The organism is Streptomyces sp. NPDC006140, assembly GCF_040628815.1.
In the GTDB taxonomy this organism is placed as follows: Bacteria; Actinomycetota; Actinomycetes; order Streptomycetales; family Streptomycetaceae; genus Streptomyces.
The window spans coordinates 185982-201908 of the sequence record NZ_JBEXTS010000014.1 but is presented as its reverse complement, the minus strand read 5'-3'; the positions used below and the strand labels follow the sequence as shown (position 1 = coordinate 201908).

The 15927-nt window shown below is 73.3% G+C and carries 14 protein-coding genes; 5 read left to right on the top strand and 9 right to left on the bottom strand.

The window, feature by feature from the left end:
* Positions 1 to 87: 87 nt before the first annotated feature.
* The 5 genes from ABZ386_RS31885 to hutU all read right to left on the bottom strand — a co-directional run bounded on the left by ABZ386_RS31885 (position 88) and on the right by hutU (position 5973).
* Positions 88 to 408 (bottom strand): hypothetical protein, encoded by a 321-nt coding sequence (locus ABZ386_RS31885; RefSeq protein ID WP_114253357.1) that lies wholly within the window; start codon positions 406 to 408, stop codon positions 88 to 90.
* 63 nt (positions 409 to 471) lie between these two features.
* On the bottom strand, positions 472 to 1767 hold the full coding sequence (hutI, locus tag ABZ386_RS31880) for an imidazolonepropionase (protein WP_351348156.1): 1296 nt from the start codon (positions 1765 to 1767) through the stop codon (positions 472 to 474).
* A complete protein-coding gene (locus ABZ386_RS31875) occupies positions 1764 to 3104 on the bottom strand; it encodes a formimidoylglutamate deiminase (protein WP_351348154.1) in 1341 nt (446 codons plus the stop codon). The genes hutI and ABZ386_RS31875 overlap by 4 nt, the downstream gene beginning before the upstream one ends.
* Entirely contained in the window at positions 3095 to 4312 is a 1218-nt protein-coding gene (locus ABZ386_RS31870; RefSeq protein WP_358967023.1) for an allantoate amidohydrolase, read from the bottom strand. Before ABZ386_RS31870 ends, ABZ386_RS31875 begins: the two co-directional genes overlap by 10 nt.
* Positions 4309 to 5973, bottom strand: a complete 1665-nt coding sequence (hutU, locus tag ABZ386_RS31865; RefSeq protein WP_355719922.1) for a urocanate hydratase — start codon at positions 5971 to 5973, stop codon at positions 4309 to 4311. The genes ABZ386_RS31870 and hutU overlap by 4 nt, the downstream gene beginning before the upstream one ends.
* A 126-nt stretch (positions 5974 to 6099) precedes the next feature.
* On the opposite strand from hutU, the gene ABZ386_RS31860 reads away from it, so the two are divergent.
* Positions 6100 to 7494 carry a diaminopimelate decarboxylase gene (locus ABZ386_RS31860; RefSeq protein ID WP_351348148.1) on the top strand — a complete coding sequence of 465 codons (1395 nt, stop codon included), beginning with the start codon at positions 6100 to 6102 and terminating at the stop codon, positions 7492 to 7494.
* 69 nt (positions 7495 to 7563) lie between these two features.
* On the opposite strand, the gene ABZ386_RS31855 is transcribed toward ABZ386_RS31860, so the two are convergent.
* Both ABZ386_RS31855 and ABZ386_RS31850 read right to left on the bottom strand, forming a co-directional pair.
* Complete coding sequence (locus tag ABZ386_RS31855; RefSeq protein WP_356506442.1) at positions 7564 to 8145, bottom strand: hypothetical protein; 582 nt, start codon at positions 8143 to 8145, stop codon at positions 7564 to 7566.
* Positions 8146 to 8265: 120 nt separating this feature from the next.
* Positions 8266 to 9108, bottom strand: coding sequence for a MurR/RpiR family transcriptional regulator (locus ABZ386_RS31850; protein WP_114253371.1), 843 nt, complete (start codon positions 9106 to 9108; stop codon positions 8266 to 8268).
* 152 nt (positions 9109 to 9260) lie between these two features.
* Here ABZ386_RS31850 and ABZ386_RS31845 point away from each other — a divergent pair, with 152 nt between their 5' ends.
* Complete coding sequence (locus tag ABZ386_RS31845; protein WP_355719930.1) at positions 9261 to 9683, top strand: hypothetical protein; 423 nt, start codon at positions 9261 to 9263, stop codon at positions 9681 to 9683.
* A 15-nt stretch (positions 9684 to 9698) separates the two neighbouring features.
* On the opposite strand, the gene ABZ386_RS31840 is transcribed toward ABZ386_RS31845, so the two are convergent.
* Complete coding sequence (locus ABZ386_RS31840) at positions 9699 to 10460, bottom strand: SDR family oxidoreductase (RefSeq protein WP_351348143.1); 762 nt, start codon at positions 10458 to 10460, stop codon at positions 9699 to 9701.
* A 146-nt stretch (positions 10461 to 10606) separates the two neighbouring features.
* Here ABZ386_RS31840 and ABZ386_RS31835 point away from each other — a divergent pair, with 146 nt between their 5' ends.
* Positions 10607 to 11500 (top strand): helix-turn-helix transcriptional regulator, encoded by an 894-nt coding sequence (locus tag ABZ386_RS31835; protein ID WP_358967020.1) that lies wholly within the window; start codon positions 10607 to 10609, stop codon positions 11498 to 11500.
* A gap of 419 nt (positions 11501 to 11919) precedes the next feature.
* On the opposite strand, the gene ABZ386_RS31830 is transcribed toward ABZ386_RS31835, so the two are convergent.
* Positions 11920 to 13308, bottom strand: coding sequence for a cystathionine beta-synthase (locus ABZ386_RS31830; protein ID WP_114253379.1), 1389 nt, complete (start codon positions 13306 to 13308; stop codon positions 11920 to 11922).
* Positions 13309 to 13465: 157 nt separating this feature from the next.
* Between ABZ386_RS31830 and ABZ386_RS31825 the strand changes: the two genes are divergently transcribed.
* Together ABZ386_RS31825 and ABZ386_RS31820 are read left to right on the top strand one after the other, a co-directional pair.
* Positions 13466 to 14494: an SGNH/GDSL hydrolase family protein gene (locus tag ABZ386_RS31825; RefSeq protein ID WP_351348139.1), complete on the top strand. Its 1029-nt coding sequence runs from the start codon at positions 13466 to 13468 to the stop codon at positions 14492 to 14494.
* A gap of 137 nt (positions 14495 to 14631) precedes the next feature.
* On the top strand, positions 14632 to 15849 hold the full coding sequence (locus ABZ386_RS31820) for an acetyl-CoA C-acetyltransferase (protein WP_351348137.1): 1218 nt from the start codon (positions 14632 to 14634) through the stop codon (positions 15847 to 15849).
* Positions 15850 to 15927: the final 78 nt, after the last annotated feature.

Genomic DNA, 15927 nt, shown 5'->3' with positions numbered 1-15927 from the left:
GTGATCGTGTCCTTCGGGGGCGGGCTCAGGGCCCGCCCCCAGGCGCGTTCCGCCGCCCGTTCCTCAGGAGTTTCCGCCGTCCGTTCCTCAGGAGTTGAGGATCAGCGCGGCCGTCGGGACGAGCGGGGCGGCCAGGCTCAGCAGCCAGTAGCGGTGCGGAGCGAGGGTCGTCCGGCGCCGGAGCGGCGTGTTGGCGAGCCACCAGATCAGTCCGTACAGCGTGACGACGGGGACGACGATCACGAGCCACAGGGCCATGCCGTCGTTCTCCGTGGGTTCCCGCGTGGTCCAGCCGAGCGCGGCCAGCGGCCCGTTGGCCATGACGTACCAGATCAGCCAGAACGGCACCACGCCCGGAACTCCGAGCAGGAGGTTCACCAGCAGCGGTGCCGACCAGTGCCTTGCCATCCGTCCCCGCCCTCCGGTGGCGCCGGCCGTCCGCCGGCGTGCCACCGCATTATGGCCGGTGCTTCACACCACGCGTTCCCCGCGCCGCCACACGCCGCTGACCAGCGGGACGCCCGGCCGGTAGGCGAGGTGGACGTGGCTCGGCGCGTCGAGGAGCGCCAGGTCGGCGTAGGCGCCCGGGGTGAGGCGGCCGATGTCGGTGCGCCTGAGGGCCGCCGCGCCGCCCGCCGTGGCCGACCAGACGGCCTCGTCCGGGGTCATCCCCATGTCCCGTACGGCGAGCGCGACGCAGAAGGGGACGGACGAGGTGAAGGACGAGCCCGGGTTGCAGTCGGTGGACAGGGCGACGGTGGCGCCCGCGTCGAGCAGGCGGCGGGCGTCCGGCCACTCCGCGCGGGTGGAGAACTCGGCGCCGGGCAGCAGGGTGGCGACGGTGTCGCTGTTCGCGAGCGCGTCCACGTCCTCGTCCGTCAGGTGGGTGCAGTGGTCGGCGCTCGCGGCGTCGAGTTCGACGGCGAGCCGTACGCCCGGGCCGTACGACAACTGGTTGGCGTGGATGCGGGGGTGCAGCCCCTTGGCCTTGCCCGCGGTGAGGATCGCCCGGGCCTGGTCGCCGTCGAAGGCGCCCTGCTCGCAGAAGACGTCGATCCAGCGGGCGTACGGGGCGCAGGCGTCGAGCATCTCGCCGGTGACGAGGGCGACGTACGACGCCGGGTCCTCGGCGTGGTCCGGCGAGACGATGTGCGCGCCGAGGTAGGTGACCTCGTCGGTGTGGGCGGCGGCGATGCGCAGGGCCCGGGACTCGTCCTCGACGGTCAGGCCGTAGCCGGACTTGGTCTCGAGCGTGGTGGTGCCCTGGCGGAGGGCCTCGCGGAGGTATCGGGTGAGGTTGGCCTCGAGTTCCTCGTCGCTCGCCGCCCGGGTGGCCGCGACCGTCGTGCGGATGCCGCCCGCGCTGTAGGGCCGCCCCGACATCCGGGCGTTGAACTCCTGCGTCCGGTCGCCCGCGAAGACGAGGTGGGAGTGGGAGTCGACGAAGCCGGGGATGACCGCCCGGCCGCCGGCGTCGACCCGATTGTCAGTGGCGGGTGCTTTGCTGTGATCACCGGTCCACGCGATGCGGTCGCCTTCGATGACGACGGCCGCGTCCTGGACCAGTCCGAGGGGGGAACCGTCACCTAGGGAGGGGTCGTTGGTGACCAGGGCTGCGATGTTGGTGATGAGCGTGCTTGCGGTGCTCGCGGAGTGGGCGGGGCTGACGGTCGTCGCGTTGCTCATGGCGTCCTTGGTGGCCTGGTCGGCGGTGGGGTCGGGTCCGGGGGCGGGGGCGGGCCGCGCGGGCGGGCGGCCCGGGGTCATCCGCGCAGGGCTGCGACGGCGTCCGCGAGGGCGCGCGGCACATCGGGCACGAGGGTGTGGACCCCGTCCCGTACGACGTGCCGGCCTGCCACGACCGTATGCGACACGTCTGCTGCCGACGCGGCGAATACGGCCGTCTCGGCCCCGAGCCGCGGAAGCGGCCCTGCCGTCCTGACCGAGTCGAGGGCGATCGTCGTGAAGTCGGCGAGCGCGCCGGGCTCCAGGGTGCCCGCGCCGTCCCAGCCGAGGGCGGCGTGGCCGTCGGCCGAGGCCGCCCGCAGCAGGGCCGCCGCCGTCCAGTGACCTCGGGTGCGGGTGCGCAGCCGCTCGTTCAGCTCCATCGCCCGCGCCTCTTCGAACAGGTCGATCACGGCGTGGCTGTCGGAGCCGAGACAGAGCGGGGAGCCTTCGTTCTGCAGGGCGACCGCGGGTCCGATGCCGTCGGCCAGGTCCCGCTCGGTCGTCGGGCACATGCAGGTGCCGGTGCCGCTGGAGCCGATGAGGGAGATGTCCTCGGCGGTGAGGTGGGTGTTGTGGACGCCGGTGGTGCGCGGCCCGAGCACACCGTGCAGGGCGAGGAGCTGGGTCGGGGTGCAGCCGTGGGCTTCGCGGCAGGCGTCGTTCTCGGCGGTCTGCTCGGACAGGTGCACATGGAGCGGGGCCCGCCGCTCCTCGGCCCAGCGCGCCACGGTCGCCAGCTGCTCGGCGGGCACGGCCCGCACGGAGTGGATCGCCGCTCCGATCCGCGCGTGATCCCGTTCCTTGAGAACTGAACAGCGTTCTGCCCAGGCGTCCGCCGTGCCGTCGGAGAAGCGGAGCTGGTGGGCGGTGGGGGGCTGTCCGAAGCCGGAGGAGAGGTAGGCGGTGTCGAGGAGGGTGATGCGGATCCCGGCGTCGGCGGCGGCCGCGACGAGGGCCTCGCCCATCGCGTTGGGGTCGGCGTAGGGGGTGCCGCCGGGGGCGTGGTGGACGTAGTGGAACTCGCCGACCGCCGTGATGCCGGCCAGGGCCATCTCGGCGTACACGGCGCGGGCGAGGGCGTGGTAGCTGTCCGGGGTGAGCCGGGCGGCGACGGAGTACATGACCTCGCGCCAGGTCCAGAACGTGCCGGAGCCGACCTGGGCCGTGCCGCGCAGGGCGCGGTGGAAGGCGTGGCTGTGGGCGTTGGCCAGGCCGGGCAGGGTGAGTCCGCGGAGGATCTCGGCGCCGGGGGGCGGCGCGTCGACCTCGGTCCGGACGGCCGTGATGCGGCCGTCCCGCACGTCGAGGGCGACGCCCGGTTCGACGTGCGTGTCGAGCCAGGCGTGCTCCAGCCAGTACGTCTGCGTCACCTGCACGCCAGTCCCTCCAGTACGTCGGCGAGTGCGAGCACCCCGGCCACGCAGTCGTCCTCGGTCGCGGACTCGGCCGGCGAGTGGGAGACACCCGTGGGGTTGCGCACGAACAGCATGGCGGTCGGGATGCTCCCGGACAGGATCCCGGCGTCGTGTCCGGCGCCGGTGCCGAGGACGGGGACCGTGAGGCCGGCGTCCGTGCCGAGGATGCGGGCGAGTTCGTCACGCAGGGCGTGGTCGAACTCGACGACGGGGGTGAACGACTCGCGGACGACGGCGAGATCGGCCCCGTGGGCGGCGGCGTACTCCCCGGCCGCCTTCTCCACGCCGGCGACGACGGCGTCCAGGCTGTCCTGGTCGGCGGCGCGCGAGTCGAGCCAGCCGCGTACGAGGGAGGGGATGGCGTTGACGCCGTTCGGCTCGACGGCGATCTTGCCGAAGGTGGCGACGGCCCCGGCGAGTTCGGCCTCGCGGCGGGCGGCGAGGACGGTCTCGGCGTAGGACAGCATGGGGTCGCGCCGGTCGGCGAGCCGGGTGGTGCCGGCGTGGTTGGCCTCGCCCCGGAAGTCGAAGCGCCAGCGTCCGTGCGGCCAGATGGCGCTCGCGATGCCGACCCGGTCGCCGGACAGGTCCAGGGCCCGGCCCTGCTCGACGTGCAGTTCGACGAAGGCGCCGATGCGGGCGAGCCGTTCGGGGTCGGGCCCGATGGCGTCCGGGTCGTAACCGGCGGCCTCCATGGCCCGGGGCAGGGTGGTGCCGTCCCCGTCGGTCAGCCGGTGGGCGTCGGCGACGGTGAGCTGCCCGGCCGTGAGCCGGGACCCGACGCAGGCGAGCCCGAACCGGGCGCCCTCCTCGTCGCCGAAGTTCACGATGCCGAGGGGGCGGGTGAACCGCGCGCCCCGGTCGCGCAGTTCGTCCAGCGCGGCGAAGGCGGAGACCACGCCGAGGGGCCCGTCGAAGGCACCGCCGTCGGGCACGGAGTCCAGATGGGACCCGGTGACGACGGCGTCGCCGCGGGCGGGGTCCCCGAGCCAGGCCCACTGGTTGCCGTTGCGGTCGGTCTCGTAGGTCAGCCCGCGGGTTTCGGCCTGCTCCTGGAACCAGGCCCGGCAGTCCGCGTCGGCGCCGGTCCAGGCGAAGCGGCGGTAGCCGCCGGAGGCGGAGCTGCGGCCGATCGGCAGCAGCTCCGCCCACATGCTGTGGAAGGTCACGCCTCGTCACCCTCGCGCATCGGGACCCGGACACCGCGCTCGCCGGCGACCGACTCGGCGATGTCGTAGCCCGCGTCGACGTGCCGGATGACGCCCATCCCCGGGTCGTTGGTGAGGACGCGGCGGATCTTCTCCCCGGCGAGCGGGGTGCCGTCGGCGACCGTCACCTGCCCGGCGTGGATCGAGCGGCCCATGCCGACGCCGCCGCCGTGGTGGATGGACACCCAGGACGCCCCGGAGGCGACGTTCACCATCGCGTTCAGCAGCGGCCAGTCGGCGATCGCGTCGGAGCCGTCGAGCATGGCCTCGGTCTCCCGGTAGGGGGAGGCGACGGAGCCGCAGTCGAGGTGGTCGCGGCCGATGACGACCGGGGCGGCCAGCTCCCCGCTCGCGACCATGTCGTTGAACCGCTCACCGGCCTTGTCCCGCTCGCCGTAGCCGAGCCAGCAGATACGGGCGGGCAGGCCCTGGAAGTGCACCCGCTCCCCGGCCATCTTGATCCAGCGGGCCAGGGACTCGTTCTCCGGGAAGAGGTCGAGGATCGCCTTGTCGGTCTTGGCGATGTCGGCCGGGTCGCCCGAGAGGGCCGCCCAGCGGAAGGGGCCCTTGCCCTCGCAGAAGAGGGGGCGGATGTAGGCGGGGACGAAGCCGGGGAAGGCGAAGGCCCGGTCGTATCCGGCGAGCCGGGCCTCGCCGCGGATGGAGTTGCCGTAGTCGAAGACCTCCGCGCCGGCGTCCATGAAGCCGACCATGGCCTCGACGTGGCGGGCCATGGACTCGCGGGCCCGGGTGGTGAAGCCGGCCGGGTCCTTGGCGGCGTAGGAGGCCATCTCGTCGAAGTCGACGCCGAGCGGGAGGTAGGACAGCGGGTCGTGCGCCGAGGTCTGGTCGGTGACGATGTCGATGGGCGCGCCCATGGCGAGGAGCTGCGGGACGAGTTCGGCGGCGTTGCCGAGGACGCCGATGGACAGCGGGCGGCGGGCGTCGCGGGCCTCGGTCGCCAGCTGGAGCGCGTGGTCGAGGCTGTCGGCCTTCACGTCCAGGTACCGGTGCTCGATGCGGCGCTCGATGGCGCGCGGGTCGCAGTCGATGCACAGGGCGACGCCGTCGTTCATGGTCACGGCGAGGGGCTGGGCGCCGCCCATGCCGCCGAGGCCGGCGGTCAGCGTGATCGTGCCGGCCAGCGATCCGCCGAACTTCTTCGCGGCGACGGCGGCGAAGGTCTCGTAGGTGCCCTGGAGGATGCCCTGGGTGCCGATGTAGATCCAGGAGCCGGCGGTCATCTGGCCGTACATGGTCAGGCCCAGCTGTTCGAGCCGGCGGAACTCCTCCCAGGTGGCCCAGTCGCCGACGAGGTTGGAGTTGGCGATGAGGACGCGCGGCGCCCACTCGTGGGTCTGCATGACGCCGACCGGGCGGCCGGACTGGACGAGCATGGTCTCGTCCTGCTTCAGGCCCTGGAGCGTGCGGACCATCGCGTCGAAGGAGCGCCAGTCCCGGGCGGCCTTGCCGGTGCCGCCGTAGACGACGAGCTGGTCGGGGTGCTCGGCGACCTCCGGGTCGAGGTTGTTCTGCAGCATCCGCAGGGCGGCTTCCTGCTGCCATCCCAGGGCGCTCGGTTGCGTGCCGCGCGGCGCTCGGACGGGGCGGGGTCCGGACATGGTCTGCCTCCTGGTGGCTCTCCCGGCGGATGTTGCTGCGTCTATTCACATCCTGGACTTATGAATAGAGCTAGTCAATACGTCGGGGGGTCGGCGCGGCCGTGCCGTGGGTGTTTGGCTGGACGCATGGGCGCACACATCGAGACGGAAGAGCCTGACGGCACGGACGGCACGGACGGCACGGACGGCGCCGGGGCCGGGGCCGGGCGGGCGGCCCGGCGGGACGAGGCGGTGCGGGCGGCGGTGGAGCAGGGCCTGCTGGGGCCCGACAGCCCCATCGTCGGGCTGCTGGACGTCACCGGCATCCGGGAGTCGGCGGCGGAGCTGCGGGCGGCGTTCGACGCGGTGGTGGCGCCGGGCACGCCCGTGCTGCACGCCTTCGCGGTGAAGGCGACCCCGCTGGTGCCGGTGCTGCGGCTGCTGCGCGAGGAGGGCGTCGGCGCGGAGGTGGCGAGCCCCGGGGAACTGGCGCTGGCCCGGGCGGCCGGGCTGCCGCCGGCCATGACGGTGCTCGACTCGCCCGCGAAGACGCCGGCCGAGCTGCGGGAGGCGCTGGCCCTGGGCATCGCCGTCAACGCGGACAATCCGCAGGAGCTGGCGCGCATCGACGCGCTGCTGCGGTCGCGGACCAGCCGCTCACCTCTGGGGATCCGGGTGAACCCGCAGGTCGGCGGCGGTTCCATCGAGGCGTTGTCGACGGCGACGGCCACCTCCAAGTTCGGGGTGGCGCTGCGTGACGAGGGGGCCCGGGAGTGGGTCGTGCGGGCGTACCTCGACCGGCCGTGGCTGACCCGGCTGCACGCGCACACGGGCTCCCAGGGGATCCCGCTGTCGCTGATGGTGCGGGGCGTGGCGGAGACGTACGAACTCGCGGAGGAGATCAACGGGCGGGCCGGGCGACAGCAGGTCGACACGCTCGACATCGGCGGCGGGCTGCCCGTGAACTTCGCGTCGGACGCGACGACGCCGACGTACGGGCAGTACGCGCGGATGCTGGCCGAGGCGGTGCCGGGGCTGTTCGACGGGCGGTACGGGCTGGTCACCGAGTTCGGGCGGTCACTGCTGGCGAAGCACGGGACGGTGGTGGCGCGGGTCGAGTACGCGAAGGCCTCCGGCGGGCGGGCGGTCGCGGTGACGCACGCCGGGGTGCAGGTGGCCGCGCGGACCGTGTACGCGCCGGGGAGCTGGCCGTTGCGGATCGCGGCGTACGACGCGAAGGGCCGGGTGAAGGATGGGCCCGTCGTGGTGCAGGACGTGGCCGGGCCGGCGTGCTTCGCCGGGGATCTGCTGGCGGAAGGGCGGTCGATGCCGCTGCTGGAGCAGGGGGACTACGCGGCGGCGCTGGACACGGGGGCGTACTACTTCGCGCATCACTACGCGTACAACTCGCTGGTGCGGCCCGCGGTGTACGGGTTCTGGCCCGGGGGGCGGTTCGCCGTGGTGCGGCGCGCGCAGACCGTGGAGGAGGTCGTCGCCGAGTCCGGTGGGGCGCAGGCGGATGGGCTGACGGGAGCGCCGTGAGGGGTGCCGTGGGGCGCGGGGTGCGGGCCCGTCGTGGCCGGTCGCGCAGTTCCCCGCGCCTCCAAGGGGTCAGACGAGGGCCGGCGTCTTCCGCCGCGTTCCACCCGGGGCCGCGTCGCCCGCTGCGATGCCCGTGCTGCGGAACGCCTTGACCTGCTTGCCCGTCGGGTGGGCCACGCCCGCGCGCAGCCAGTCCACGCGGACCCACAGCAGCACCTCGTCCGCGCGCTCACGGCGGCCCAGCCACGCCGCCTTCAGCCACAGGCCCGCTCCCCAGCCGGCCAGCAACATGCCGCCCGCGGCCGGCAGGGCGAAGGAGGTGCCCAGGGCGGCCAGGAAAGCCAGGAGGAGCCACCAGCGGTGGACGCGGCGCCAGTTGCGTGCCGTGACCGCGCGGTCCTGGAGCACGTCGTGCTTGCCGGCCCGGGCGGCCGAGGCGGCCAGGGCCGTGTAGCGCTTGCGGCGGGCTGCGCACACCACGGCCGCGGCCAGGAGGAAGAGGGCCGCTCCCGTCAGCACCCCGATGCGGCGGCCGGTGAGCCCTTCGGGGAGCAGGCCGACACCGGCCGCCAGCACTCCCAGCCACCACAAGGGTGCGGCACCCGCCCGTACGACGACGGCCACCCGGGCCAGTCCATGTCCTCCACGCATGTCGATCAGCCTCCGTCCGGTACCCGAAGCGTCTGAAGAGTGTTGTAGGAGACGCACGTTAGCGATGCAACGTGAGACGAACCTGAAAATCCGGAGTCCGAGAATCCGCAGCGCGTGCCGTCAGTCGACGAAAAGACCCCGCGCCGCCGCCTTCGTGTCGAACTCCTCCAGGCGGGACTGCGCCTCGGGCAGGTCGTCGCACATCGCCTCCAGCAGGACCCGGCCGAGCAGCATCGGGGCGCAGGCCGTGTCGAAGGCGAGGCCGGTGCCGACGGCGGCCGGCAGCAGCAGGTCGGACACCTTGGCGACGGGCGCGAACGCGGAGTCGGCGACCGTGACGACGGTCAGCCCGGCCTCCCTGGCGTAGGCGAGGGCGTCGACGACCTCGCGGGGGTGCCGGGGCAGCGCGAAGCAGAGCAGTGCGGTCGCGCCGGCCCGGGCGGCGGCGTCGATGCGGTCGTGGAGCATCGTGCCGCCCTCGTTGAGGAGCCGCACGTCGGGGTGGACCTTGGCGGCGAAGTAGGCGAAGCCGTGCGCCTGGGCGGCCGCCGCCCGCAGCCCGAGAACGGGGAGCGGGCGGGAGGCCGCGAGGAGGCGCCCGGCCCGCCGCACGGGTCCGGGGTCGGCCAGCGCCTCCGCGAGGTGCCGCAGGTTCTCGATCTCGGCCTCGACGGCCTGCTGGTACTCGTTGGCGGACCCCGCCTCCGCCGCGGGTTCGGCCGGGGCGACCTCGCGCAGGTGGCGCCGCAGGGCCGGGTAACCGTCGAAGCCGAGGGCCACGGCGAAGCGGGTCACGGAGGGCTGGCTGACCCCGGCCAGCTCGGCGAGCTCCACACTCGACAGGAACGGCACGTCGGCGGCGCGGCGCACCATGCTGTGCGCGATGCGCCGCTGGGTCGGCGTCAGCCGGTGGCCCTCGAAGAGCGCCTGCAGCCGCGCGGCAGGGCTGTCGGTCGCGCTCATGACGTGCTCCCCCTCGCCTATTCAGTAGCTGAGGATTCTGCATGAGCATATGCAGCCCGGCAAGCGACGGCAGGGCGTTCCCCCAGTCCGACCGGGGGGCTAACCCCAGTGCGGCCGGCGCCGGCGCTTCCTACGGTGGAGGCATGACCGGAATGGACGCGCGGGACACCGACCTGAAGAAGGAACTCGACGCCACCCTGCACGCGCGCAGGGAGCTGGGCGAGGAGTACGAGTCCGCGCTGGTCGACTCGTTCCTGGAGAAGGTCGACCAGCGGATCGACGGCGCGGTGGACCGGCGGGTGCGCCGGCAGCTCGCCGAGCAGCAGCTGCAGACGGCCCGGGACTCCCGGTCGCCGGGGGCCACGGACTCCTGGGGAGAGCGCTTCGGCTTCGGGATCGTCTCGCTCGTCCTCGCGGTGCCGCTGTCCGCGATCGGCGGGGGCGTGGCTGACATGCCCGGGCTGCTCGTCGCCTGGGCGGGCATCGTCGGCGTCAACGTCGTCCAGGCCGCCCGGACCAACCCGGGCCTGTTCGGCCGCCGCAAGTCCTCCCAGAAGGGCGACTGGGAGGACTGAGCGGGCCCGCGCCGTTCAGACCTGCCGGGTCGGCAGCGCGACGATCTGCCGCAGGTTGACCCGGCGCGGGCGGCTCGTCACATAGGCCACGAGGTCGGCCAGCTCCTCGGCGGACAGCGCGCCCACCTCGTCCAGCATGCCCTCCACCTGCCGGGAGAGTTCGGCGTCGGCGATGTGCGTGCGCAGCTCGCTCTCGACGAACCCGGGCTCGATGTTGGTGACCCGGACGTCCCGCGGCCCGAACTCGCCGCGCAGGGACTCCGACAGATAGGTGACGGCCGCCTTGCTCGCGCCGTACACCGCGTAGTTCGGGAAGCTGACGTGCGCGGCGATGGACGAGATGTTCACGATGTCGGCGCTGCGGCCGTCCTGGGCGGCGCCCACCAGGTCGGTGGTGAAGGCGCCGATCATCCGCAGCACGCCGGCGACGTTGGTGTCGAGCATCCGCTGCCACTCGTCGGCGCGCCGGGCGTCGACGGGGTGCGGCAGCATGACGCCCGCGGAGTTGACGACCAGGTCGACGGGCCCGTACTCGGCGTGGATCCGGTCGGCGGCGTCGGCCACGGACGTCTCGTCGGTGACGTCCGCGACGACGGCCAGGGCCTGCCCGCCGTCGGCGCGGATCTTCCCGGCGATCGCCGCGAGCCGTTCCGCACGCCGGGCCAGCAGCGCGACCCGCGCCCCCTGGGCGGCCAGCAGCACGGCGACGGCCTCGCCGATGCCGCTCGCGGCTCCGGTGACGACGGCAGTACGGCCGGCCAGGTTCTCGTACGGCATGGAGTGTTCCCCTCGGTGATGGCCGGGGCATCTCCCCGGCGGCGTCCACCACCCTCGGCTCTCCCGGCGGCCGTACCCAGGGCGGCGCTTTTCCTGGGTCCGGCAGTACCAGGTTCGCCGGCCCCGGGCCGCCTAGGCTCGGCCCCATGGACGGAGAACTGGGAGACTTCCTGCGCTCGCGCCGCGCCCGCATCCAGCCCGAGGAGGTGGGGCTGGCCTCGTACGGCCGCCGCCGGGTCCCGGGTCTGCGTCGTGAGGAGGTGGCGCAGCTGGCCGGGGTGAGCGTCGACTACTACATCCGCCTCGAGCAGGGCAGGGGCTCTGGGGGCGCCTCCCGCACGAAGTCCGGGGGAGTGTCGGACGCCGTGCTCGACTCCATCGCGCGGGTGCTGCGGCTGGACGAGGCGGAGCACGCGTATCTGCGGGCGGTCGCCCGGCCCCGTAGGCGGTCCGAGGGCGGTCCGGCCGCGTCCGGGGAGTCCGCGACCCGGCAGGCCGCGTCCGCGTCCCCGGTGCGCCCGGGGGTCCAGCTCATCCTGGACGGCTTGGACCGCAACCCGGCGTACGTGCTGGACCACCGCATGGACGTCCTCGCCTGGAACGCCCTCGGTGACGCCGTGGTCGGTTTCGGCGACAAGGCCCCCGCCGAGCGCAACATGCCCCGCCGCGTCTTCCTCGACCCCACCGCCCGCGACCTCTACCCGGACTGGCCGGCGATCGCCGCCCAGACGGTCGCCCACCTCCGGCTGAAAGCGGGGCACCACCCGGACGACGCCGCGATGGGCCGGCTCGTCGGTGAACTCTCCGCCGCCAGCGAAGACTTCCGCCGCCTGTGGGCCGACCACCTGGTCAAGCCCTGCGACCACGGGGTGAAGCAGATCCGTCACCCGGTCGCGGGCCTGCTGACCCTCCCCTACGAGACCCTCACGATCCCGGCCGCCCCGGACCAGACGATCGTGGCGTACACGCCCGAGCCGGGCTCGGAGACGGCGGAGCGGCTCGCACTGCTGGGGAGTTGGGTGACGAGCCGGGCCGGCTGACGCCCGCGAGCGAAACAGGCCGGTTGAAGCCCGCGAGCGAACACAGGCCGGCTGACGCCGCAAAGGAAACCCGCCCGCTGACGCCCGTACGAAGAAGATGCGCGGGGACCGCCGCACCCCCGTGAACGGGGGGCGGGACGACGGCGGTCCCCGCGAAGGACGCGGGCCTGGTCAGGCCGGGCCCCCGCGTCCGTGGCGTCGGTGGAGGTCCGGGAGCCGCTCCGGAGGTCCTTGACGCCTACGGCGCCGGCCGGGGCGGGGAGCCGCTCCCGCCCTGCCGACACCCCCTAATGTGCAGGACGCGTGTTAAGCGGGTGCTGCGCGGACGTGACGCGCTCGTACCACTTCCGCGAAGTCCGCGAAGATCGCGGACGCCGCAAGTTCACCCGGTTCACGGGCGGTTCACCGGAGGTTCTCCCTCACTTCCCCGTCCGGGCAAGGAAGGACAGCAGGTCCTGCCGGCTGACCACACCGGTCGGCTTGCCCTCGACGAGGACGATCGCCGCGTCCGCCTTGCCCAGCACGGCCATCAGGTCCGCGACCGGCTCACCGGAGCCGACCTGGGGCAGCGGGGCGGACATGTGCTTCTCCAGCGGGTCGTCGAGCGAGGCGCTCTTGCTGAACAGCGCGTCCAGCAGCTCGCGTTCCACGACCGAGCCGACGACCTCGGCGGCCATCACGTCGGGGTGGCCCGCGCCCGGCTTGACGACCGGCATCTGCGAGACGCCGTACTCGCGCAGCACGTCGATGGCCTGGCCGACCGTCTCCTCGGGGTGCATGTGGACGAGGGAGGGCATGCGGTCGCCCTCCTTGTCGGCGAGGACGTCGCCGACGCGGGCGCTCGGGCCGGCGTCCTCCAGGAAGCCGTAGTCGGCCATCCACTCGTCGTTGAAGATCTTGCTGAGGTAGCCGCGGCCGCTGTCCGGCAGCAGGACCACCACGACGTCGTCCTCGCCGAGCCGCGCGGCGACCTCCAGCGCGGCCACGACCGCCATGCCGCAGGAGCCGCCGACCAGCAGGCCCTCCTCCTTGGCGAGGCGGCGGGTCATCTGGAAGGAGTCCTTGTCGGACACGGCGACGATCTCGTCCGCGACGGTGCGGTCGTAGGCGGTGGGCCAGAAGTCCTCACCGACACCCTCGACGAGGTACGGCCGGCCGGAGCCGCCCGAGTAGACGGAGCCCTCGGGGTCGGCGCCGATGACCTTCACCTTGCCGTCGCTGATCTCCTTCAGATAGCGCCCGGTCCCGGAGATGGTGCCGCCGGTGCCCACGCCCGCCACGAAGTGGGTGATCTTCCCCTCCGTCTGCTCCCACAGCTCGGGGCCGGTGGAGTGGTAGTGGGAGAGCGGGTTGTTGGGGTTGGAGTACTGGTCCGGCTTCCAGGCGCCGGGCGTCTCGCGCACGAGCCGGTCGGAGACGTTGTAGTACGAGTCCGGGTGCTCGGGGTCCACGGCGGTCGGGCACACGACGACCTCGGCGCCGTACGCGCGCAGCACGTTGATCTTGTCGGTGCTCACCTTGTCGGGGCACACGAAGATGCACTTGTACCCCTTCTGCTGCGCCACGATGGCGAGCCCGACGCCGGTGTTGCCGCTGGTCGGCTCGACGATCGTGCCGCCGGGCTTGAGGGCGCCGCTCTCCTCCGCCGCCTCGATCATGCGCAGGGCGATGCGGTCCTTCACGGAACCGCCGGGGTTGAAGTACTCCACCTTGGCCAGGACGGTCGCCCTGATGCCCTTGGTCACGCTGTTGAGCCTCACCAGCGGGGTGTTGCCGACGAGGCTGATCATCGAGTCGTGGAACTGCACCGTTGTCTCCGGATGCCGCAGAAGTTGGTCTTAGTGGTGCCGCCAGCCTAGGCCCTGCCGGTGGTCCGTGACGGTCGTTCACTGCCCGTTGAGATTGGGCGACGGTCCGTACGGGGCAAGCACTGGGTGTACGGGTTCGAGGAGGTGGCGGCGACGCATGACGAGCATGTCGAGGGCGAGGGTGGCCCGGCGGATCGCGGCCGGCGCCGCGTACGGCGGCGGCGGGATCGGTCTGGCCGGGGCGGCCGCCGTGGGGCTGGTGCTGGCGGAGGTCCAGCTGGCGCGGCGCCGGGTGGGCAACGGCACGTCGCCGCACGTGCCGAACGCGGACGGGCTGTACGGCCGTACGTACGCCGTCTCCACCGAGCAGCCGCCGTTGCGGCTGACCATGCTGGGTGACTCCACGGCGGCCGGCCAGGGCGTGCACCGCGCCGGGCAGACCCCGGGAGCGCTGCTCGCCTCGGGCGTGGCGGCCCTGGCGGAACGCCCGGTGGAGCTGCGCACGGTGGCGATGCCGGGGGCCCGCTCGGACGATCTGGACCGCCAGGTGGCCCTGGTGCTGGCCGCGCCCGATCCGGTGCCCGACATCTGCGTGATCATGGTCGGCGCGAACGACGTCACCCACCGCATGCCCCCGACCCGCTCGGTCCGCTGCCTGTCCTCGGCGGTACGGCGGCTGCGCACGGCCGGCGCGGAAGTCGTGGTCGGCACCTGCCCGGACCTGGGCACGATCGAGCCGGTCCGGCAGCCGTTGCGCTGGCTTGCCCGACGGGCCTCCCGCCAGCTGGCGGCCGCCCAGACGATCGGAGTCGTCGAACAGGGCGGCCGCACCGTGTCCCTGGGCGACCTGCTGGGCCCCGAGTTCGCCGAGAACCCGCGGGAGCTGTTCGGCCCCGACAGCTACCACCCGTCCGCCGAGGGCTACGCGACGGCGGCGATGGCGGTCCTGCCGACCGTCTGCGCCGCGCTCGGGCTCTGGCCGGCCGAGGAGGAGCGCCCGGACGCCTCGCGCCGCGAGGGCTTCCTGCCGGTGGCACGGGCGGCCGCGGAGGCCGCCTCGGAGGCGGGCACGGAGGTCGCGGCGGCGATGCCGTCCGGCCCGAGGGGGCCGTGGGCCCTGCTGAAGCGCCGCCGGCGCCGGCGGCTGCCCGAGCAGGAACCGGCCCCCGCCGCGCCGTCGAACTGAGAGGACCCGCCCGGGAAAAGCAAGCGCTTAGAAAACTGCGGTCAGGGTCACACCGCGACACCCGTGACCCAGCCCATACGTACGGGTAACTTCCCAGACAGCCCAGCCAGACCACCCGGTACGTCAATGGAGCCGTGATGCCCGAAGCCGTGATCGTCTCAGCCGCCCGCTCCCCCATCGGCCGCGCCGTCAAGGGCTCCCTCAAGGACCTCCGCCCGGACGACCTCACCGCCACGATCGTCCAGGCCGCCCTCGCCAAGGTCCCCGAGCTGGACCCGAAGGACATCGACGACCTGATGCTGGGCTGCGGCCTGCCCGGCGGCGAGCAGGGCCACAACCTCGGGCGCGTCGTCGCCGTGCAGATGGGCATGGACCACCTGCCGGGCTGCACCATCACCCGGTACTGCTCGTCCTCCCTGCAGACCTCCCGCATGGCCCTGCACGCCATCAAGGCCGGCGAGGGCGACGTCTTCATCTCGGCGGGCGTGGAGATGGTCTCCCGGTACGCCAACGGCAGCTCGGACATGCCCGGCACGCACAACCCGCTCTTCGCCGAGGCCGAGGCCCGCACCGCCGCCACCGCCCAGTCCGAGGGCTCCACCTGGCACGACCCGCGCGAGGACGGCCTGCTGCCCGACCCGTACATCGCGATGGGCCAGACCGCCGAGAACCTGGCCCGCGCCAAGGGCGTCACCCGCCAGGACATGGACGAGTTCGGCGTCCGCTCGCAGAACCTCGCCGAGGAGGCCATCAAGAACGGCTTCTGGGAGCGCGAGATCACCCCGGTGACGCTCCCCGACGGCACGGTCGTCGCCAAGGACGACGGCCCGCGCGCCGGCGTCACCCTGGAGGGCGTGCAGGGCCTGAAGCCCGTCTTCCGCCCCGACGGCCTGGTCACCGCCGGCAACTGCTGCCCGCTGAACGACGGCGCCGCCGCGCTCGTCATCATGTCCGACACCAAGGCCCGCGAGCTGGGCCTCACCCCGCTCGCCCGGATCGTCTCGACCGGCGTCTCCGGCCTCTCCCCCGAGATCATGGGCCTCGGCCCGGTGGAGGCGAGCAAGCAGGCCCTGAAGCGGGCCGGGCTGACCATCGACGACATCGACCTGGTGGAGATCAACGAGGCGTTCGCCGCCCAGGTGATCCCCTCCTACCGCGACCTCGGCATCCCGCTGGAGAAGCTGAACGTCAACGGCGGTGCCATCGCCGTCGGCCACCCCTTCGGCATGACCGGCGCCCGCATCACCACCACGCTCATCAACTCCCTCCAGTTCCACGACAAGCAGTTCGGCCTGGAGACCATGTGCGTCGGCGGCGGCCAGGGCATGGCCATGGTCATCGAGCGCCTCAGCTGAGCGCCGCACCGTAGTCGCCATAGCACACGCTGTGAGGCTTGGGCCCAGGACCCTGGAAACACCGGGGTTCTGGGCCGT